Origin of the sequence: Sphingomonas pseudosanguinis (assembly GCF_052056765.1) — a bacterium.
Classification (GTDB): Bacteria; Pseudomonadota; Alphaproteobacteria; order Sphingomonadales; family Sphingomonadaceae; genus Sphingomonas; species Sphingomonas pseudosanguinis.
The window spans coordinates 3,112,521-3,132,003 of record NZ_CP189888.1; the positions used below are offsets into that span (position 1 = coordinate 3,112,521).

At 66.2% G+C, this 19,483-nt stretch carries 23 protein-coding genes; 15 read left to right on the top strand and 8 right to left on the bottom strand.

Annotated elements, in window-relative coordinates:
* Positions 1-338 precede the first annotated feature (338 nt).
* The 5 genes from lgt to ACQHGV_RS14210 all read left to right on the top strand — a co-directional run bounded on the left by lgt (position 339) and on the right by ACQHGV_RS14210 (position 5,440).
* The gene (gene lgt / locus ACQHGV_RS14190; RefSeq protein ID WP_440978687.1) at positions 339-1,220 is read left to right on the top strand and encodes a prolipoprotein diacylglyceryl transferase; all 882 of its coding nucleotides are present in this window, start codon (positions 339-341) and stop codon (positions 1,218-1,220) included.
* A 316-nt stretch (positions 1,221-1,536) separates the two neighbouring features.
* A complete protein-coding gene (locus tag ACQHGV_RS14195; RefSeq protein WP_440978688.1) occupies positions 1,537-2,619 on the top strand; it encodes a class I SAM-dependent methyltransferase in 1,083 nt (360 codons plus the stop codon).
* A complete protein-coding gene (locus ACQHGV_RS14200) occupies positions 2,616-3,125 on the top strand; it encodes a GNAT family N-acetyltransferase (protein ID WP_183949783.1) in 510 nt (169 codons plus the stop codon). The genes ACQHGV_RS14195 and ACQHGV_RS14200 overlap by 4 nt, the downstream gene beginning before the upstream one ends.
* Positions 3,122-3,889, top strand: a complete 768-nt coding sequence (gene pgeF, locus ACQHGV_RS14205; RefSeq protein ID WP_440978689.1) for a peptidoglycan editing factor PgeF — start codon at positions 3,122-3,124, stop codon at positions 3,887-3,889. Before ACQHGV_RS14200 ends, pgeF begins: the two co-directional genes overlap by 4 nt.
* Positions 3,890-4,096: 207 nt before the next feature.
* Positions 4,097-5,440, top strand: coding sequence for a cystathionine gamma-synthase family protein (locus ACQHGV_RS14210; RefSeq protein WP_440978690.1), 1,344 nt, complete (start codon positions 4,097-4,099; stop codon positions 5,438-5,440).
* Between the two features lie 34 nt (positions 5,441-5,474).
* Here the strand turns inward: ACQHGV_RS14210 and ACQHGV_RS14215 are convergent, their stop codons facing one another.
* The 3 genes from ACQHGV_RS14215 to ACQHGV_RS14225 all read right to left on the bottom strand — a co-directional run bounded on the left by ACQHGV_RS14215 (position 5,475) and on the right by ACQHGV_RS14225 (position 7,041).
* Positions 5,475-6,050 carry a TetR/AcrR family transcriptional regulator gene (locus ACQHGV_RS14215; RefSeq protein WP_440978691.1) on the bottom strand — a complete coding sequence of 192 codons (576 nt, stop codon included), beginning with the start codon at positions 6,048-6,050 and terminating at the stop codon, positions 5,475-5,477.
* Between the two features lie 4 nt (positions 6,051-6,054).
* On the bottom strand, positions 6,055-6,519 hold the full coding sequence (locus tag ACQHGV_RS14220; protein WP_440978692.1) for a nuclear transport factor 2 family protein: 465 nt from the start codon (positions 6,517-6,519) through the stop codon (positions 6,055-6,057).
* A gap of 69 nt (positions 6,520-6,588) precedes the next feature.
* Positions 6,589-7,041 (bottom strand): DUF3429 domain-containing protein, encoded by a 453-nt coding sequence (locus ACQHGV_RS14225; protein WP_440978693.1) that lies wholly within the window; start codon positions 7,039-7,041, stop codon positions 6,589-6,591.
* Positions 7,042-7,191: 150 nt separating this feature from the next.
* On the opposite strand from ACQHGV_RS14225, the gene ACQHGV_RS14230 reads away from it, so the two are divergent.
* The gene (locus ACQHGV_RS14230) at positions 7,192-8,055 is read left to right on the top strand and encodes a DUF4349 domain-containing protein (protein ID WP_440978694.1); all 864 of its coding nucleotides are present in this window, start codon (positions 7,192-7,194) and stop codon (positions 8,053-8,055) included.
* A gap of 78 nt (positions 8,056-8,133) precedes the next feature.
* Here ACQHGV_RS14230 and ACQHGV_RS14235 read toward each other — a convergent pair whose 3' ends face one another.
* Positions 8,134-8,478: a low molecular weight protein tyrosine phosphatase family protein gene (locus ACQHGV_RS14235; protein WP_440978695.1), complete on the bottom strand. Its 345-nt coding sequence runs from the start codon at positions 8,476-8,478 to the stop codon at positions 8,134-8,136.
* Positions 8,479-8,657: 179 nt separating this feature from the next.
* On the bottom strand, positions 8,658-9,512 hold the full coding sequence (locus tag ACQHGV_RS14240) for a cold-shock protein (RefSeq protein WP_440978696.1): 855 nt from the start codon (positions 9,510-9,512) through the stop codon (positions 8,658-8,660).
* A 335-nt stretch (positions 9,513-9,847) separates the two neighbouring features.
* On the opposite strand from ACQHGV_RS14240, the gene ACQHGV_RS14245 reads away from it, so the two are divergent.
* From ACQHGV_RS14245 to ACQHGV_RS14285, 9 genes are all read left to right on the top strand, one after another.
* A complete protein-coding gene (locus tag ACQHGV_RS14245; protein WP_183949768.1) occupies positions 9,848-10,468 on the top strand; it encodes a ribonuclease D in 621 nt (206 codons plus the stop codon).
* A gap of 41 nt (positions 10,469-10,509) precedes the next feature.
* Positions 10,510-11,136 (top strand): LPS export ABC transporter periplasmic protein LptC, encoded by a 627-nt coding sequence (lptC, locus tag ACQHGV_RS14250; protein ID WP_409789759.1) that lies wholly within the window; start codon positions 10,510-10,512, stop codon positions 11,134-11,136.
* 18 nt (positions 11,137-11,154) lie between these two features.
* Positions 11,155-11,697: an LptA/OstA family protein gene (locus tag ACQHGV_RS14255; RefSeq protein WP_183949764.1), complete on the top strand. Its 543-nt coding sequence runs from the start codon at positions 11,155-11,157 to the stop codon at positions 11,695-11,697.
* Between the two features lie 97 nt (positions 11,698-11,794).
* Positions 11,795-12,589 carry an LPS export ABC transporter ATP-binding protein gene (gene lptB, locus ACQHGV_RS14260; protein ID WP_409789791.1) on the top strand — a complete coding sequence of 265 codons (795 nt, stop codon included), beginning with the start codon at positions 11,795-11,797 and terminating at the stop codon, positions 12,587-12,589.
* Positions 12,590-12,799: 210 nt separating this feature from the next.
* Positions 12,800-14,284 (top strand): RNA polymerase factor sigma-54, encoded by a 1,485-nt coding sequence (gene rpoN / locus ACQHGV_RS14265; RefSeq protein ID WP_440978697.1) that lies wholly within the window; start codon positions 12,800-12,802, stop codon positions 14,282-14,284.
* 72 nt (positions 14,285-14,356) lie between these two features.
* Positions 14,357-14,749: a hypothetical protein gene (locus ACQHGV_RS14270; protein ID WP_440978698.1), complete on the top strand. Its 393-nt coding sequence runs from the start codon at positions 14,357-14,359 to the stop codon at positions 14,747-14,749.
* A 587-nt stretch (positions 14,750-15,336) separates the two neighbouring features.
* Positions 15,337-15,825, top strand: a complete 489-nt coding sequence (locus ACQHGV_RS14275) for a MucR family transcriptional regulator (protein WP_183949758.1) — start codon at positions 15,337-15,339, stop codon at positions 15,823-15,825.
* Between the two features lie 389 nt (positions 15,826-16,214).
* The gene (locus ACQHGV_RS14280) at positions 16,215-16,427 is read left to right on the top strand and encodes a cold-shock protein (protein ID WP_183949756.1); all 213 of its coding nucleotides are present in this window, start codon (positions 16,215-16,217) and stop codon (positions 16,425-16,427) included.
* A 62-nt stretch (positions 16,428-16,489) separates the two neighbouring features.
* Positions 16,490-16,696, top strand: coding sequence for a hypothetical protein (locus tag ACQHGV_RS14285; RefSeq protein WP_183949754.1), 207 nt, complete (start codon positions 16,490-16,492; stop codon positions 16,694-16,696).
* 41 nt (positions 16,697-16,737) lie between these two features.
* Here the strand turns inward: ACQHGV_RS14285 and ACQHGV_RS14290 are convergent, their stop codons facing one another.
* From ACQHGV_RS14290 to ACQHGV_RS14300, 3 genes are all read right to left on the bottom strand, one after another.
* Positions 16,738-17,628 (bottom strand): flagellar motor protein MotB, encoded by an 891-nt coding sequence (locus ACQHGV_RS14290; protein ID WP_183949752.1) that lies wholly within the window; start codon positions 17,626-17,628, stop codon positions 16,738-16,740.
* Positions 17,629-17,631: 3 nt separating this feature from the next.
* Positions 17,632-18,495: a flagellar motor stator protein MotA gene (motA, locus tag ACQHGV_RS14295; protein WP_183949750.1), complete on the bottom strand. Its 864-nt coding sequence runs from the start codon at positions 18,493-18,495 to the stop codon at positions 17,632-17,634.
* A gap of 92 nt (positions 18,496-18,587) precedes the next feature.
* The gene (locus tag ACQHGV_RS14300; protein WP_183949748.1) at positions 18,588-19,481 is read right to left on the bottom strand and encodes a flagellin N-terminal helical domain-containing protein; all 894 of its coding nucleotides are present in this window, start codon (positions 19,479-19,481) and stop codon (positions 18,588-18,590) included.
* Positions 19,482-19,483: the final 2 nt, after the last annotated feature.

Consider the following 19,483-nt stretch of genomic DNA (forward strand, 5'->3'; position numbering starts at 1 on the left):
GGGCATCCTGCCGTCTCAATCGGCAGACCGTGTCGCTCACGGAGCAGGGACTGGCCTTGCGGCCGGACCGGACATCTCTGCGTCCTCCGCGCCTCTGCGCGAACCCCTTCTTCGCGGCTTCGCGTGAACCCTATTTCGCGGCGCTCGCAGCGTGGCCTTCGACTGCGCTCAGGCTGAACGGAGGTAGGAAATGATTCTGGATACAACAACCCGTTCAGCCTGAGCGAAGTCGAAGGCCACGCCCCACCCAAACCCCGCCATAAGGGCACCGAACCCATGGTCTTGGTGTTGTCGCTCGGCCGCTCTATGAGAGCGGGCCAGAGATAAGGGAAACACGCTTGATCCTGCCCATGCTCGCGGCCGCCAGCGGCCATATCCGGTTCGAGGATCTGGGGTTGCACCCGGACGTCTTCTCGATCGGCTTCTTCACGCTCCGCTGGTACAGCCTGGCCTATATCGCCGGCATCCTGTTCGGCTGGTGGTATCTGGGCAAGATGCTCGACCGGCCGGGTGCGCCGATGTCGCGGACCCATGCCGACGATCTGGTCTTCTATGCCACGCTGGGCATCATCCTGGGCGGGCGGATCGGCTATGTGATCTTCTACGCGCCCGAGATGTTCCTGCACCCCTTGCGCATCCTGCGGCTGTGGGATGGCGGGATGAGCTTTCACGGCGGCGCGATCGGCGTCGGCCTCGGCGTCTGGCTGTTCGCGCGCAAGCACAAGCTGCAGGGCTTGCGCATCCTCGACTATCTGGTCTGCACCGCGCCGGTCGGGCTGTTCCTCGGCCGCCTCGCCAATTTCGTGAACGGCGAGCTGTGGGGCAAGCCGACCGACGTTCCCTGGGCGATCATCTTCCCGCGCACCGTGCCCTTCGGCCTGCCCGACCCGGCGCGCCATCCCAGCCAGCTCTATGAGGCGGGCCTCGAAGGGCTGATCCTGTTCGCGGTGATGAGCTTCGCCTTCTGGCGGACCAAGGCGCGGTACGATCCGGGCAAGCTGTCGGGCCTGTTCCTGCTCGGCTATGGCATCGCGCGCTTCATCGTCGAATTCTTCCGCGAACCCGACCAGCAGCTTCGCCAGTTCGCCGAGATGACCGGGCTGCACATGGGCCAGTGGCTGTGCGTGCCGATGATCCTGGGCGGCCTCTACCTGATGAACTCCGCCAAGGCGCGCCGCGTCCGGGTCGAGCCGATCGCGGGTACCCACAGCGTTTCCTGATCGCTCACGCGAATCGACATCGCGGCAACCCTGTTTTCCCCTCTCCCCTCATAGAGGGGAGAGGGTTGTGCAGACTTGGTCTTTGCCAGAGCAAAGACTTAGTCGGAGCTGGGTGAGGGGTGGCGCTCGAAGAGCGCGCGAGCCGCAGGCTCGCTCAACCCCTCACCCAAGCTGCGCTAGCCAGCAGGCTGGCAAGCTTCGCTAACCCTCTCCCCTGTCCAGGGGAGAGGGGCGTTATAGAACAAGAGGCATGTCGATCCGCCCAAGGATGTCTGACGGGCTTGCCGCAAACGGGGCGGATCGGCAGAGCGGGGACATGACCAACCCGTTGATCCCCCCCGCCGATCACAAGCCCGAGCCCGAGGACGCGCTGCCCGAACGGCTCGCCCGCGCCATCGCGCTGGCCGGGCCGATCCCGGTGGCGCAGTTCATGGCCGCCGCCAATGCGCATTATTACGGCACCCGCGATCCGCTGGGCGCGGGCGGCGACTTCACCACCAGCCCCGAGATCAGCCAGATGTTCGGCGAGCTGATCGGCCTGTGGTGCGCCGACCTGTGGGACCGCGCGGGGCGGCCCGAGGTTCACTGGGTCGAACTGGGGCCGGGGCGCGGCACGCTGGCGGCGGACGCCCGGCGGGCGATGGCCAAGGCGGGTTTTGCGCCCAGCATCCATTTCGTCGAGACCAGCGCGACGCTGCGTACCGCCCAGGCCGAGCGGGTCGCCGACGCCACTTGGCACGACACGGTCGAGACGCTGCCCACCGACCGGCCGCTGATCGTCGTCGCCAACGAATTCTTCGACGCGCTGCCCATCCGCCAGCTCGTCCGCCGCGGTGAGGGCTGGCACGAGCGGCTGGTCGCGGCGCAGGACCTGCTGTTCCTGCCGATCGCCGGCCCGCCGGTGCCGCCCGAGATCATTCCCGAGCCGCTGCGCGAAGCCGAGGCCGGGTCTGTCATCGAGGTGTCCCCCACCAGCGTCGCGGTGATGCGCCAGCTCGCCGCCCGGATCGCCGCGCAGGGCGGGGCCGCGCTGATTATCGACTATGGCTATGAAGGCCCCGCCATCGCCGACACGCTGCAGGCGGTGCGGGGGCACGCCTATGCCAATCCCTTCGATCGGCCGGGCGAACAGGATCTGAGCGCGCATGTCGATTTCACGACGCTGGCCGCCGCCGCGCAAGGCTCGGGCCTCGCCGCCTTCGGCCCGGTGACGCAGCGCGATCTGCTGGGCGCGCTGGGCATCGATCAGCGCACCGCCGGCCTCGCCCGTGCGCATCCCGATCGCGCCGATGCGCTGCTCGCCGATCGCAACCGGTTGATGCAGGACATGGGCACGCTGTTCCGCGCGCTGGCGGTGACCCGGCCCGACTGGCCGGTGCCGGCGGGGTATGGCGAATGATCGCCTATCGTGACGCCGCGCCCGGTGATGGCAAGGCGCTGGCCGCGATGGCGCGCGCGTCCTTCACCGAGACATTCGGCCATCTCTATCCGCCCGCCGACCTGAACGCGTTTCTGGACGAAGCCTTTGGCCCCGAAGGCCTGCCTGCCCAAATCGGCCACCCCGATTTCACCATCCGCCTGGCGGTCGCGGACGCGGCGATCATCGGCTATGCCAAGATCGGCCCCGTCGGCTTTCCCGGCGAATGGCCCGACGATGCCATCGAACTCTACCAGCTCTATGTCGCGTCGAGCCATCTGGGTGCAGGGATCGGCCCCGCGCTGATGGACTGGGCGATCGCCGCCGCGCGGGTACGCGGCGCCAGCGAGCTGATCTTGTCGGTCTATGTCGACAATCACCGGGCCAAGGCCTTTTACGCGCGCTACGGCTTCGTCGATGTCGGTCGCTACGACTTCCCCGTGGGCGCCACCATCGACGAGGACCGGATCATGAGGCTGTCGCTATGACCATCGAAACGCTTCGCACGCCGCTGCTCGGCGATGTGCCACACGGCTTTCTCGGGCGGCGCGGCGGCGTGTCGGCGGGGATTCATGGCGGGCTGAATGTCGGGCTGGGCTCCGAGGATGACGCCGATGCGGTCGCCGAGAATCGTCGCCTCGCCCGAGACGCGGTGCTGCCCGGTGCTCGGCTGATCACCTGCTATCAGATCCACTCGGCCGAGGCGGTGACGATCCTGACCCCGCCTGAGGACGATGTCCGCCCGCATGGCGACGCGCTGGTGACCAACCGGCCGGGCCTGTTGCTCGGCATCCTGACCGCCGATTGCGCGCCGGTGCTGTTCGCCGATCCGCAGGCGGGCGTCGTCGGCGCGGCCCATGCCGGGTGGAAGGGGGCGCTGGGCGGGATCACCGACGCCACTTTGCTGGCCATGGAAGCACTGGGCGCGCGGCGCGACCGGATCGCCGCCGCCATCGGCCCGTGCATCGCGCGCGCCAGCTATGAGGTCGATGCCGGCTTTCTGCGCCGCTTCGCCGAGGCCGATCCCGACAATGAGCGCTTCTTCGCCGACGGCACCCGTGCGGACCATTACCAGTTCGACCTGGAGGCCTATGTTGCGCACCGCCTCGCCGCCGCCGGGATCACCCGCGTCGCCGCGCTGGGTGAGGACACCTATGCGCAGGAGGATCGCTTCTTCAGCTTCCGCCGCGCCACCCATCGCGGCGAACCTTCCTATGGCCGCCAGATTTCGCTGGTCGGTCTCCCGTCATAAATTCTTCCCTGAAAGGGGAGGTGGCAGGCCGAAGGCCTGACGGAGGGGTGTCACCCTATCGATAGCTGGACACCCCTCCGACGCGCTGCGCGCGCCACCTCCCCTTCCAGGGGAGGAAGATTGGCATCTCGCCAAAGCCATTTGTCGCGTTATCCTCGGGACATGGCCGCCGACAGAGCGGTCCCCAATGTCCCGAGGAGATTATCCATGCCGACCGAATCCGATCTGACCGGCGTTCCGCCGCAGGGCCAGGCTGCGGCCGGGGCCACCACCGACCGCAAGAGCGATGCGACGACCATCGGCGACCGCAAGCTGAAGCCATCGACGCTGATGATGGGCTACGGCTTCGATCCGGTGCTGTCGGAAGGGTCGCTGAAACCGCCGATCTTCCTGACCTCGACCTTCGTCTTCCCCAACGCCGCCGCCGGCAAGCGCCATTTCGAGGGCGTGACCGGCAAGCGCCCCGGCGGCGCGGACGGGCTGGTCTATTCGCGCTTCAACGGCCCGAACCAGGAAATTCTGGAGGACCGCCTAGCCATCTGGGACGAGGCGGGGGATGCGCTGACCTTTTCCAGCGGCATGGCGGCGATCGCCACCCTGTTCCTTTCGATGGTCCAGCCGGGCGACGTCATCGTCCATTCCGGCCCGCTCTATGCCGCGACCGAGACGCTGATCGGCCGCATCCTGGGCCGGTTCGGGGTCCAGTGGCTCGACTTCCCCGCCGGCGCCACCCGCGAGGAGATCGACGCGGTGCTCGCCAAGGCCGCCGCACTGGGGCGGGTCGCGATGATCTATCTGGAAAGCCCCGCCAACCCGACCAATGCGCTGGTCGACATCGAAGCCGTGGCGGCGGCGCGCGACGCGGCCTTTGCCGATGCGGGCGAAAAGCCACCGATCGCGATCGACAACACCTTTCTCGGTCCGCTCTGGCAGCGGCCGCTCAAGCACGGCGCCGATCTCGTCGTCTATTCGCTGACCAAATATGCCGGCGGCCATTCCGACCTGGTCGCGGGCGGCGTGCTGGGGTCGAAGGCGCATATCGCCACCATCCGCTCGATGCGCAACACCATCGGCACCATCTGCGATCCGAACACCGCCTGGATGCTGCTGCGTTCGCTGGAGACGCTGGAGCTACGGATGAGCCGCGCTGGGGAAAATGCGGCGAAGGTCTGCGCCTTCCTGCGGGATCATCCCAAGGTCGAGCGGGTCGGCTATCTCGGCTTTCTTGAAGGCACGCCGGGCCTGGAGCGGCAGGCCGACATTTATCGCCGCCACTGCACGGGCGGCGGGTCGACCTTCTCGCTCTATCTCAAGGGCGGCGAGGCGGAATCCTTCCGTTTCCTCGACGCGCTTCGCATCGCCAAGCTGGCGGTCAGCCTGGGCGGCACCGAGACGCTGGCGAGCCACCCGGCGGCGATGACGCATCTGTCGGTCCCCGACGAACGCAAGGCGGCGTTGGGCATCACCGACAATCTGGTGCGCATCTCGATCGGGGTCGAGGATGCCGACGACCTGATCGCCGATTGCGAACAGGCGCTGGCTGCGATCTGAACCGGGCGGGGGCGCTGCCCCCCCCCCCCCCGCCTCACCCGGCGCTGGCGAGCGCGGTGTAGAGCCGCGCCGTCAGCCGCCCCAGCGTCGCGCGGAACAGCCCCGGATCGTCGAGTGCGCGCGACAGCGTGATCGCGCCCTGGATACCGCCGACCACATCCTGCGCCAGCGTCAGCGCATGATCCGCCGCCACTCCGCCCCGCATCAGCGCGGCCTGAAGCGCGGCGATCCAGCGCTGGAAATAGCCGGTAATCGCCTCGGCGAAGGGATCGCGCGTCGCCCCCAGTCCCCAGGCACCCATCAGGCACGCCCGGCGTCCCGACTGGAAATAGCGGTCGATCGCGACCATCATCGCCTCGATACCGGCGCGCGGGTCCTCCGCGTAGGCCAGCGGCGTGAAGACCGATGCCTCGAACCAGGCGGCGATGTCGGCCAGCACCGCCTCGGCCATTTCGCGCTTTCCGCCGGGAAAGAAGTGATAGAGGCTCCCCCGCCCCAGCCCCGTCGCCGCGCCGATCGTCGACAGGCTGGCCCCGGCATAGCCATGCTCGCGAAACGCCTCGATCAGGCCCGGCAGCGTGTCCGCCCGCTCGGCGACGATCCGCGCCATGACGTTACAGCCCCAGGTCGCTCAGCGACGGGTGATCGGCGGGACGCGCACCCAGCGGCCAGTGGAACAGTCGCGCGTCCTCGGCGATCGGCAGGTCGTTGATCGACGCGATCCGACGCGCCATCCGGCCGTCCTCGGCGAAATCCCAATTCTCATTGCCATAGGACCGATACCATTGGCCGCTATCGTCATGCCATTCATAGGCGAAGCGAACCGCGATCCGGCTGCCCTCCTGCGCCCAGACCTCCTTGATCAGACGATAGTCCAGCTCACGCGTCCATTTGGCACGCAGGAGGGCGACGATCTCGGCATGACCGGTGACGAACTGCGCCCGGTTCCGCCATGCGCAGTCAGGCGTATAGGCCTGCACCACGCGTTCCGGGTCGCGACTGTTCCAGGCATCCTCGGCGGCGCGAACCTTTTGTATGGCGGTTTCGCTGGTGAAGGGCGGAAATGGCGGACGCATCATGCCTCTCGATCATCTTTCAGTGTACTGATCGGTACAGGAGCATGGCCAGCGAGGCAAGCCGGTTGCGTATCACGCCAGGATCGCGCCCAGCAGCAGCGTCAGCCCACCCAGCCCGATCGACAGCCCCCAGCGCAGCCGCCACCAGCCCGGCATGTCGCTCGCCAGCCGCCCGATGCTCTTGTCGGCGATCGGCGACATCAGGATGACGATGCCCAGCAACAACAACGACCCCGCCATGCCGCTCAGCCCCGTCAGCGGCGCCAGCAGCGCCGCCCAGGCGATCAGGCTGGGCAGGACGGCAATGACATAAGGGACGGCGCGCTGGTCACCGCGCATCAGCGCCTCGATCCACCACAGCCCACCCAGGAAGGACAGGATCGACGCGGCATACAATCCACCGGCGATCCCCGCCAAGATCCGCTGCTCGGGCCACAGCAGGGCGAAGGCGACGCAGATCGCCTGCGGCAGGATACCGGCGGGGCCGAGCAGGCGGACGGGGGCGGGCAAAGCTGAGTGAGACATGGTGCGGTCCGTTCGTGTGGAGTCCGGAACGGGCTACGCGGCGGCGGGACGATGGTTCATCGCCGATTGGTGAAATTCCGCCCGCGCCTGTCATCGCATTGACAGGCCGTTGCTCGGACCATGATACAATGAACTAGGGGAGACGACGTCATGCGCCATTGGTTTGTCATGTTGCTATCACTGGCACTGATCGCATGCGATCGCGCGCCGCATGGCCGGGTCGAAAAAATGGACACCTTCAATGTCGAGGAGCCAGTCCCGGCCCCGATGGGCTATGCGCCTTCCCCGTCCTCCGCCAATGGGCCGCGCATCGCCTATAGCTATTCGGTCACCTATGATTTCGATGAGCGTACCGTTGCGAAGGTGCAAGGCCAGCAATTGGCGCTGTGCCGCAAGCTGGGGCCGACCCGCTGCCTGGTCATGTCGTCGTCGCTCGACACGTCCGGACCCGATGATTCGGTCGTCAACGATGAGGCCGTGCTGCTGATCGATGCGCATATGGTGCCGAACGTCAATCAGCGGCTGGACGCCTTGGCGACCGAAAGCGGCGCTCGCGTCGCCAGCCGCCAGGTCGAGGCCGAGGACGTCACGCGCCAGGTGATCGATACCGACGCTCGTGTGCGCGCGAAACAGGCGCTGGCCGAACGGCTGCTGACAATCATCCGGGCGGGCAAGGGCAATGTCGGTGAACTGGTTCAAGCCGAACGCACCTATGCCACGACGCAGGAAGAACTTGACGCCGCACGCGCCGCGCAGGCCGATCTCGCGCAGCGCGTCGCCATGTCGCGTGTGACCATCAGCTATCATTTCAGCGCGATACCCAGCGATCGCTCGCCCATTCTCCAGAGCCTGTTCAGCGCGGGCGAGACCCTGTCGGCCAGCATCGCGTCGCTGATCACCCTGGCGATCGGGGGCTTGCCCTGGTTGGTGGCGGGGCTACTGATACTGGCGTTGCTACGTTGGATCGCGGTGCGGCGTGGGTGGCGGTGGCCGTTGCGCAGGCGGAGCGCCTAACGCACCCCCCTGCAACCGCAACCGTCACGGGCCGTGCATGATCGCGGGCATGGTGCGATCGAGCGTTACCGCCCACACTCACCGCGATGGGAAATGGCGGGCCAACCGGGCCGTCAGCAAGGTGATCAAGGCTGGGTCCATAAAGGCATAGTCGTCCGGAATATCAAGGCAGATCATCCGCTTGCCATTCAGGGCGGATCGAAACCGCGTCTGCACCTTGGTGCGGTGGATCTTCTCCATGACCACGATGACATCGGCCCAAGTCACCAGTTCGGCGGTCAGCGGATTGTCGGCATCGTTATTCGTACCCGCCGACATGACCTCCAGGTCGCGGCGCGTCGCGAAGACCTGCTCGGCGGTCGGACTGCGCAGCCGGTTCTGGCTACTCACGAACAGCACATTGGTGATGGAAGGGCGGGACATGGCCGACGATGTAGCGTTCGCACTGCGTCGATGGAAAGCCCCGCGCACCCGCAACTCTCCAGCGCCGACCGCCACTGGATCAAAGGCAAAGACCCCATCAAAACGAAAAGGCCCGGCGTCGCATCGCTGCGACGCCGGGCCCTGTCGCCCGAAAAGGGAGGCTTATTCAGCCGAGGGGATCAGCCCTCGTTCTGCAGGTTGACCGCTGCGTACTTGCCGCGACGATCGACTTCGATCTCGAACTGCAGACGGTCGCCTTCGTTCAGCGAACCCATGCCGGCGCGCTCGACGGCCGAGATGTGGACGAACGCGTCGGGCTGGCCATCGTCGCGCTGAATGAAGCCGAAGCCCTTCATCGCGTTGAAGAACTTGACCGTGCCGGTCGCCTTCTCACCGGTCAGCTGACGCTGCGGGGCGCCACCGAAACCGCCGCCGGCGCCACCGCGCGGGCCACGATCACGGTCGCCGCCGAAGCCGCCTTCACGCGGTTCGCGGGGGGCGCGTTCCTGGACCGGAAGCGGCTCGCCCTCGATCTTCAGTTCGGTCGCCGAGATGCGGCCACCGCGATCGACCAGGGTGAAGCCGAGCGGCTGCCCCTCGGCCAGACCGGTCAGGCCCGCCTGCTCGACGGCCGAGATGTGCACGAACACGTCTTCGCCGCCGTCATCGCGCACGACGAAGCCGAAGCCCTTCTGCGCGTTGAAGAACTTCACGACGCCGGTGCCCTCGCCAACGACCTGGGGGGGCATGCCGCCGCCGCCACGACCGCCGCCGAAGCCGCCACCGCCGCCGCCACGGAAGCCGCCGCCACCGCCGCCGCCGAAGCCGCCGCGATCACCACCGCCGAAGCCGCCACGATCGCCGCCGCCGCCGAAGCGATCGCCACCACCGAAGCCACCGCCGAAGCCGCCGCCACCGAAACGGTCACCGCCGCCGAAGCCGCCGCCACCGAAATCGTCGCTGCCGCCGAAATTGTCCCGCTTGTCGCGACCACGCGTGCCGCGATTGCCCCGGCTACCTCTATCGAAACCCATAAGCCCTGTTCGTCTTCCCGGTTCGCCCGCAAATGTCATCTTCAAGAACCGTGCGCCGGACGAAGAGCGCGGGTCTTTTGGCGCCAAACCTTTTGCGCCTAGTTCCGATCCATAACGCAGAAGGCGAGCCATCGCGAACGAAATCGTGCGAACCGCTTCTCGCTTTATCGCGAACAAAGCAGATTGCGTCGGAATTGTGGCCGAAACTCCACAACATCTCCGAAAATTCGCGCGAATTGCCGTGGCGAACCGGACGCCGCCGCACCGCGTCTTCGCCGATCCCCGACTCCATCATCATGGTTGAGGCTTGCCCCGCCGGTCGCTAGGGCATGTCCATGACCGTTCACCTGCATGAAGAAGACATTCCCGCCGATCTGTTCGCGCCCGGCGCCGCGATCGCGGTCGATACCGAGACCATGGGCCTGATCACGCCGCGCGACCGGCTGTGCGTCGTCCAGCTGTCCGATGGCGGCCCGGACGAGCATCTCGTCCGCTTTTCGCCCGACAGCGACTATGCCGCGCCCAATCTGCGCGCGCTGCTGGCCGATCCGGCACGGCTGAAGCTCTATCATTTCGGGCGATTCGATATCGCCGCGATCCGCCATTATCTGGGCGTGGTGGCCGCCCCCGTCTACTGCACCAAGATCGCCTCGCGGCTGATCCGCACCTATACCGACCGCCACGGCCTGAAGGAACTGGTGCGCGAATTGCTGGGCATCGAGCTGTCCAAGGCGCAGCAGTCGTCGGACTGGGGCGCGCCCGAACTGTCGGACGCGCAGCGCGAATATGCCGCATCGGACGTGCGCTATCTTCACCGCATGAAGGTGGAGCTGGACAAGCGCCTGGTACGCGAGGGGCGGATGGAACTGGCGCAGGCCTGTTTCGATTTCCTGCCGGCGCGCGCCGAACTCGATCTGGCGGGCTGGCCGGAAACCGATATCTTCGCCCACGCCTAAGGTATCTTTGCCTGAATCGGGGCTTCGCAGGAAAGGCCGCCATGTCCGAAATCGCCGACCGCGTCCGCACCCAGCGCCAGATCTGGGCCGCGCCGGGCAGCCGTCACGACCGATTCGTGACGATGGCCCGCTGGGTGCTGCCCAGCGCGATCGGCGTGCTGACCGCGTTCCTGGTGATGGCGCCGATCTATTCGTCGAGCGAGGTGTCCTTCGTGCTCGACAAGAAGAAGGTCGAGGTCGCGCAGGAGCGGATGAAGATCCAGGCGGCGCAGTATCGCGGCGTCGACGACAAGGGGCAGCCCTTCTCGCTCGACGCTGGCTCGGCGATCCAGCGCAGCTCGGCCGAGCCGGTGGTCCAGCTCAACCGGCTGGCCGCGCAGATCCGCCTGTCGGACGGCCCCGCCACGGTCAGCGCCAATTCGGGCCGCTATGACATGCGCACCGAACAGGTGAAGCTGGACGGTCCGCTCGATTTCAAATCGGCCGGCGGCTATAATCTGAAGACGCACGACGCGACGATCGATCTGCAGCAGCGGATGCTGGTTTCGGGCGGGGCGGTCACCGGACAGGTTCCGCAGGGCACGTTCCGCGCCGATAAGCTGCGGGCCAATCTGGAAGATCGCACCGTCACGCTGGATGGCAACGCCCGCTTGCGCATCGTCCCGTAAAGCACGAAATAGCGCGTCATGCACAAGCTCACCGCCGTGATGGCGCCTGTCCTCATCGCCCTCGCGGCCTCCGCCCCGGCGCAGACCCGGCACAACAGCCGCGCGCCGATCGATTTCGGCGCGGACCATATCGAGTTGCAGGACAAGGCGAATCGCGCCGTCCTGGCGGGCAATGTCGCGGTGCGCCAGGCGGAGATGACGCTGAACGCAGCGCGGATGACGGTGGCCTATACCGGCCAGGTGATCGGCGGCAATCCGCAGGTCTCGCGGCTGGACGCCTCGGGCGGGGTGGTCGTCAAGCGGCCCGACCAGACCGCGCGCAGCCAATATGCGATCTACGACCTCAACCGCCGGGTCATCACCATGCTGGGCAACGTCACCCTGACCCAGGGCGGCAATACGGTGAGCGGCGGGCGGCTGACCATCAATCTGGATACCGGTCGCGCGGTGATCGACGGATCGTCGGTCGCGGGCGGCGGCAGCGGCGCGGCAGCGGGCACCACGACACGCGCGCCGTCGGGCCGGGTGACGGGCACCTTCTCGGTCCCAGACCGCAACTGACATCATCAGGGCGATGCCGTCCGCGCCGATGACCATTTGCGGTCGGCGCGGGGGCCGCTACAGTCGCCCAGGAAAGGGAAGACACCGGCCGATGGACATGGAAACCCCGACCCGCGAGGGCAGCGATCGCACCGGCGGCGCCCCGCGCCCGGCGGCCGAGCCGCCCGTGTCGCAAGGGCTTCAGGTCGTTTCGATCGCCAAAAGCTATGACAAGCGCGTCGTCCTGACCGACGTGTCGGTGTCGGTCGGGCGCGGCGAGGTGATCGGCCTGCTCGGACCCAATGGCGCGGGCAAGACGACCTGCTTCTATTCGGTCATGGGGCTGGTGAAGCCCGATTCGGGCCGCATCATGCTGGACGGCGAGGATATCACCGGCCTGCCCATGTATCGCCGCGCGATCCTGGGCCTGGGCTATCTGCCGCAGGAAACCTCGATCTTTCGCGGGCTGTCGATCGAGAAGAACATCTCGACCGTGCTCGAACTGGCCGAGCCGGACCCGGCCGAGCGCGCGCGCAAGCTCGACCGACTGCTCGAGGAATTCGGGCTGACGCGGTTGCGCGCCGCGCCCGCCATGGCGCTGTCAGGTGGTGAACGTCGCCGGGCCGAGATCGCGCGCGCGCTGGCCGCCGACCCGTCGATCATGCTACTCGACGAACCGTTCGCGGGCATCGATCCGATCTCGATCGCCGACATTCGCGATCTGGTGAAGGACCTGAAGAGCCGCGACATCGGCGTCCTCATCACCGATCACAATGTCCGCGAGACGCTCGACATCGTCGACCGCGCCTACATCATCTATGACGGCCGCGTGCTGTTCACCGGATCGCCGGAGGAACTGGTCGCCGACGCCAATGTCCGCCGGCTCTATCTGGGCGAAGGCTTCTCGCTCTGATCTGATGAGAAGCGCCCGTCGATCCGCACCTGTGGGCATGACCGGCGCGGCGGGCGGCGCGGGGCGGATTGACATCTCTCTCCTTCCTCCCCTCGCAGGGGAGGTGGCAGGCCGCAGGCCTGACGAAGGGGTACCCCGCCATCGAGAGGGCGACACCCCTCCACCATGCTTCGCATGGTCCCCCTCCCCTTGCAGGGGAGGAACAAAACCATGAGCCTGGCGCCGCGCCTCGACATCCGCCAGTCGCAATCGCTGGTGATGACGCCGCAGTTGCAGCAGGCGATCAAGCTGCTGACGCTGTCCAATCTGGAGATCGAGGCGTTCATCGCCGAGGAGGTGGAGAAGAACCCCCTGCTCGACGCGAGTGCGGTGCGCGAGGTGGCGACGCCCGAACGCCCCGAGCGCGAGGCCCCGGCGGGTGCCGACGAACTGGTGAGCGGCACCGCACCGGCCGAGGACCGTGCGCTCGACCTGGACTACGCCACCGAAAGCCATCAGCAGGACAGCATCGCCGATGGCGGCACCGGCCCCGATGGCGGCCTGTCGTTGAACGGCGGAAGTGGCGGCACCGGCTTGGGGAGCGAGGACGGTCCCGACTGGGACTCGCTGGCCGACGCCGCGCCCAATCTCGCCGAGCATCTGGAGGCGCAGGCGGCGCTCGTCCTGTCGGGCGTCGAGCGGACCATCGCCAGCCATCTGATCGACCAGCTGGACGAGGCGGGCTATCTGACCGTGCCGCTGGGTGAGATCGCGCAGCGTCTGGGCGTCGCGGTGGCGCAGGTAGAGGCGGTGCTGGGCGTCGTCCAGAGCTTCGATCCCACCGGCGTCGGCGCGCGCGATCTGGCCGAATGTCTGGCACTCCAGGCGCGTGAGGCGGACCGTTACGACCCGTGCATGGCCAGGCTGATCGCCAATCTCGACCTTCTCGCACGCGGCGACTTGGTCCGATTGAAGCGGCTGTGCGGGGTCGATGACGAGGACATGGCGGACATGATCCGCGAGCTGCGCGGCTATGACCCCAAGCCCGGCTGTCGCTATGGCGGCGATGCCGCGCAGGGCGTGGTGCCCGATCTGTTCGTTACCCGGACGAAGAATGGCTGGGGCATCGAGCTCAACACCGCCACCCTGCCCCGCGTGCTGGTCAACCGCCGCTATTATCAGGAGCTGCGCCACGGCCCGCAGGACAAGGGGTCCAAGGCGTGGCTCGCCGATTGTCTGGCCAGCGCCAACTGGCTGATGAAGGCGCTCGACCAGCGGCAGCGCACGATCATCAAGGTCGCGACCGAAATCGTGAAGCAGCAGGAGGCGTTCTTCCTCCACGGCGTCGCGCATCTGAAGCCGCTGACGCTGGCGCGCGTCGCCGAGGCGATCGGCATGCACGAATCGACCGTCAGCCGGGTGACCAGCAACAAGTATCTCAGCTGCGCGCGCGGGTTGTTCGAGCTGAAATTCTTCTTCACCAGCGGCATCGCGGCGGCGGACGGCGGCGATGCGGTGTCGGCCGAGGCGGTGAAGAGCGCGATCAAGACGCTGATCGCGAACGAAGGCGCCAAGATCCTGTCCGACGACACGCTGGTCGAACTGCTCCAGGCCAAGGGCTTCGACATCGCGCGGCGGACGGTGGCCAAATATCGCGAGTCGATGGGCATCGGCAGCTCGGTGCAACGCCGCCGCGCCCGCACGCTGAACGGCTGATCCGCCTCGCCCGTTGAATGGGTACGCAGGTGTATTATATTGCAAATACAGCTTGGCGGGAGTGGCGCGGCGATGGGCAAGAAGAAGAAGCAGAAGAAGAAACAGAAAAAGGCCGAACGGGCCGCCTTCGAACAGGCTGCCGCGGCGCGGGCCGCCGGGGAACAGCCCTCGCCGCTGCACCGGGTGGGGCAGGTCCTGCTGGATCAGGCGCGCAGCCCGATGGGACGGCAACTGATCGCCACGGGCGTCGTCGCCATGGCGGCCGCCCTGACGCGCGATACGACGCGCGGGGCCACCGATCCGACACCAGCACCAAACGCGAGCGATGCGGCCATGCCCCCACCGCCCCCGTCTGCACCGACTCCGCCCGCATCAACCCGGCCGGATGTCACCGCGATCGCCGGGCTGGCACTGTCGGCGCTGGAACAGTTCGTCCAGCGCAAGGCGCCGACCGACAAGAGCTGAACGTCGCGAATCCAGGGATAAAGTTGGACGGGGGGAGCGACGGGTCGCTCAACCCCCGGTATCGTCGCGCGGTGCCGGTTTCCCGGCGGCTTCCGCTCCTGCTTATTTGTTATGGTGTGCGCGGCGACATGGTGAGCCTAAGCCGGCCGATGCCCGCTGCATAGCCAAAAAAAAGGCTGGTCCGAAGACCAGCCGTGAAAGTTTTTAGGAGAGGATGCCTGAAAGGCCTGTTCCCTTTGCGTCAGCCGCACGATTAACACAACTGCAAGCTCATCAATTTTTCTTGCAAAAAATGCAATCGTGCGCTTTGCAAAGGATACCTGTGCGCACTGGCATCGTTGCAATTGTCTGCGTTTTCGAACGGCCTGTAAGGCCTTGATGGCGATCACGACCCGACATGGGCAAATGCTGATCCGAGGTGGGCTATATTGATCCGTGTAAAAGAAATTCACGCCCTAGAGATCATATCGCTCCTGAAGAGAAATATTGCCCGAAATATTACGTTTCAGGAGCAAAAATGACACCGCTACAGGTTGACGTTGCGGAAATCACGGCTAGTTCACGATCAATTGCAACAGGAGCGTAACATGGCCGACGACCCTATCGATGTGAATGCCGTTGAACTGGCAACCGAACTGACGATCGCGTGGTTGGGCAATCCCAATACCCGCACCTCGGCGGAGGAGGTTCCCGCATTTCTCGGCAAGATGCACGAAACCGTGTCGTCGCTTCTGGGCAGCGCGCCGCAGACGACTGATGTCGAGGCGCCCACCGAATATGTCCCCGCCGTTTCGGCGCGTAAGTCTTTGGCGTCGAAGGATCACATCATTTCGATGATCGACGGCAAGCCGTACAAGACGCTGCGCCGTCACCTGGCCACCCATGGCCTGACGCCGGAGGAATATCGCGAGCGTTACGGCCTGAAGCCGGACTATCCGATGGTTGCCGAGAGCTATTCGGAAAGCCGTCGCGCGATGGCCAAGAAGATCGGCCTGGGCCGCAAGCCCGGCCAGCGCAACGGCACCACCGCCCCGCGCAAGCCCCGCAAGGGCGCCGAGACCGCGACCGAGGAATAATCCCCGGTTCCACCTCGGTGGCGTGAAGATCGCCCGCCGTCCGCTCTTCTCCCGGAGCAGGACGGCGGGCGTTTTTCATGGCACCTGGCGGCAATGGACCTTTTCATCCGCAACCCTTGGGAATCGACGGATATATTCGCCCGCCACCCAATATTTTTCCGACCATCGCCACGCGCCCCAAAGTCTTCGAGACGCCACGCCGCGATTCGCGCCAGGACGATAATAAATGCGCCGCCTGGTTGTAATTATCGCCGGGCACCCGACATGGGTTGCGCTATAGTCGCATATCGACGGTTCTTGGCGCTTTGCGGCCCCCTTTTCCTTCTTTCCCTGCTGTCGAAGCATAAGGATCGACCATGTCTCGGCGGTCCGTTCAGAAGGAAAACAGCATGAGCCAGTCCGGCACCGTCAAATTCTTCAACGCCGACAAGGGCTATGGCTTCATCGCGCCCGATGGCGGCGGCAATGACGCCTTCGTCCATATCTCCGCGGTCGAACGGGCGGGCATGATCTCGCTGAACCAGAACCAGCGGCTGCACTACGAACTGGAGCAGGACCGCCGCGGCAAGACGAGCGCGGTCAATCTTCAGCCGGCCGATTGAGGACGATGCGAGGGGGCGAGCTTTTCGCCCCCTTTTTTGTTTCTGTTCGAGGAGATGTTTCGATGCGTGACAGCCAGACCTTCGCCGCCCACGCCGAACGCTGCCACCGCGAGGCCGAGGACAGCCCGCTCGCGCTGGTGCGCGAACGCGCGCGGCGCGCCGAAGCCGCTTGGACCCTATTGGCCGAGCGCAGCCTGAAGACCGAGGCGATCCGCGACGCCCGCCAGCAGCGCGAAGCCGCCGCCCTGTTGGTTCAGGACCTGAACTGATCCAGAATTGGGGCCGGGCCCGGGATTACCCGGCCGACCGGTCACTCGCCGAACACGCCCTTGCGATAGAGCAGGGTGATGGCCACGCGCCGGTTGCGCGGATCGGACGGGTTGCTCGCGATCATCGGTTCGCGATCGGCGACGCCCTCGATCCGCTCGAAGCGCGATTCGGGCAGTCCGCCGGCCGCCAGACGCCGCCGAGTCGCCTCGGCACGGCCCGAGGACAACATCCAGTTGTTCATCGCACGCGGATCGCCATAGGGCACGCTGTCGGTATGGCCGCGGATCATGATCGTGTTGGGCACATCCGCCACCGTCTTGGCGATGGTGCCGATCAGCTGTGACGCGGCCGGCTCCAGACTGGTGGTGCCCGTCGCGAACATCGAATAATCGGCATTGTCGACCAGATCGATGCGCAGCCCGTCGTCGGTGGGGATGAACCGCACCTGTTGCGCCAGCTTGCGGAGCTCGGGCGTAACCTGCATCTTCTTGAGGAGCTCGCGCTTGATCGCGTCGAACGTCTTCTTGTCCTGCACCACGGCATTGGGATTGCGCAGCGATCCCTTGTCGCCGGTTCCCGCCTTGTCGCCGCCGCCCTCCATCACCTTGGGAATGATGACCTGAAGGCGGCCGCTCGCGGCCTGCTGCTGACGGCCCGCACCGGGTCCGCCGTTCAGAACGCCGCCGCCGATACCCGTCGACTTGGTGTCGAGCAGGGTCGGCGCGAAATAGTCGGCGATGCCCTTGCGCTGCTTCTCGGTCGTCGCGCCGAGCAGCCACAGCAACAGGAAGAACGCCATCATCGCCGTCACGAAATCGGCATAGGCGACCTTCCACGCGCCGCCATGATGCCCGCCATGACCATCGGCGATGATCTTCTTGACGATGACGATCTTGGGCGGCTCGTTCTTGCCGTGGGGGGCGCGGGCCATGGCTTAGCGGCCCCGCAGACCGTCGAACACCTCGGCGAAGCCGGGCTGGTCCTTGTGCGCGATGCCGGAGCGCGCGGCTTCGATCACCAGCGGCTGCGGATGGCCATGGAGCGAGGCGATGATGATCTGCTTGACGACGTGATAGATGGCGGCGTCGGCATCGATCACCTGCTTCAGGCGGCCCGCGAACGGATTCACGATACCATAGGCCAGAAGCACGCCCATGAAGGTGCCGACCAGCGCCGAGCCGATCATGCCGCCCAGCACGCTCGGCGGCTTGTCGATCGAACCCATGGTCTTCACGATGCCGAGCACGGCCGCGACGATGCCGAGCGCGGGCAGCGAGTCGGCGAGACTCTGCAGCGTGCCCTGCGGCCCTTCGACCTCGTGGTGATGGGTCTTGATCGCGTTGTCCATGACCTCCTCGACCGCGTGCACGTCGAGCGTTCCGGACGACACCACGACCAGGCGCAGCGTGTCGGCGATCAGGTTGACGAGCGTATGGTCGGCGACGAGCCGCGGATATTCGGCGAAGACCGAGGAGGACTTGGGGTCCTCGACATGCGGCTCCAGCGCGATCGGACCTTCGGTGCGCAGCATCTTCATCAGCTTGGAGACAAGGAAGATGACGTCGAGATAGTCCTGCTTCTTGTACTTGGGCCCCTTGAAGATCTTGCCCATCGCGCCGCCCAGCGCCTTCAGCTCCTTGCCGGAATTGCCGATGACGAGCGCACCGACGGCCGCGCCGCCAATGATGAGCATTTCGTGCGGGATCGCCTCGAACACGGGTCCCAGTTTGCCGCCGGTAATGGCGAAGCCGCCGAAGACCATGCCGAGCAGGATGACCAGGCCGATGGCAGGAAACATGGTGGAATGATTCTCCAGAGAACCGACATGTCGGCGGTCCGATCTCCGGACTAGCGCCGTAACCTCAAGATAGAGTTACCGAACCCCTTCGATCACTTCAGATAATCGAAGAGCGACAGGCTCGTTAATTTGGTGAAGCTGGCCTGGGTGGCCTGCAACACCGTCATCGTCTGTTGCAGCTTGGTGATCGATTCGGTCGGATCGGCGTCCTCGACGGTCGAGCGCAGCGTGGCGCGATCGGTCGCGGCCTGTTCCTGCAACCCCTGTTGCAGTTCGACCCGCGCCTCGCGCGCACCGATCGAGGCCTGAACGCTGGCGATATTGTCGTTGGCGGCGGACAGCTTGTCCATCGAGTCGCGGATCGTCCCGGCGACATCGCCGGTGTTGGTCTGCAACGCGGTGACCAGCCTGTTCAGCACGTTCAGCGTGTCGCTGTCGCCGGCCTTGAACACCCGCTCGGCACCGACCGAAACCTCGATCGACTGGCCATCGGCGATCGGAATCTCCGACACATCGGCCTGGGTATAGGTGTAGGCGCCACCGCTCAGCCGTACCGCGTCGGTCCCCGCCGCCGCGCCGAACAGCGGCAGGCCGCGCGCGTCCTTGGAATTGGCGAGGCCGACCAGCGCGTCGCGGATCGAGGCGATCTGATCGCCGACGCTGGCGCGGTTGGCGACCGACAGCGTGCCGTTGGCCGCCTGCGTCGCCAGCTCCAGCGCCTTTTGCACCTGGTTGCCGATCTGGCCCAACGTGGTGTCGGCCTGCTGCAACAGCGATCCGGCGAGCGTCAGATTGGTCTTGTAGACGGCATCGTCGGCGTCGCGGCGGTCGAACTCGGCGACCTGCGCGGCGGCGGCGGCGTTGTCGGACGGGTTTTGCAGCTTCTTGCCCGTCGAGATCTCCAGCATGGCCGCATTGGCCTTGCCGGTCAGCGCGGTCATCCGCCGCGATGCCATGTCGTAGAAGACGTTGGTGGAAATCTGCATGA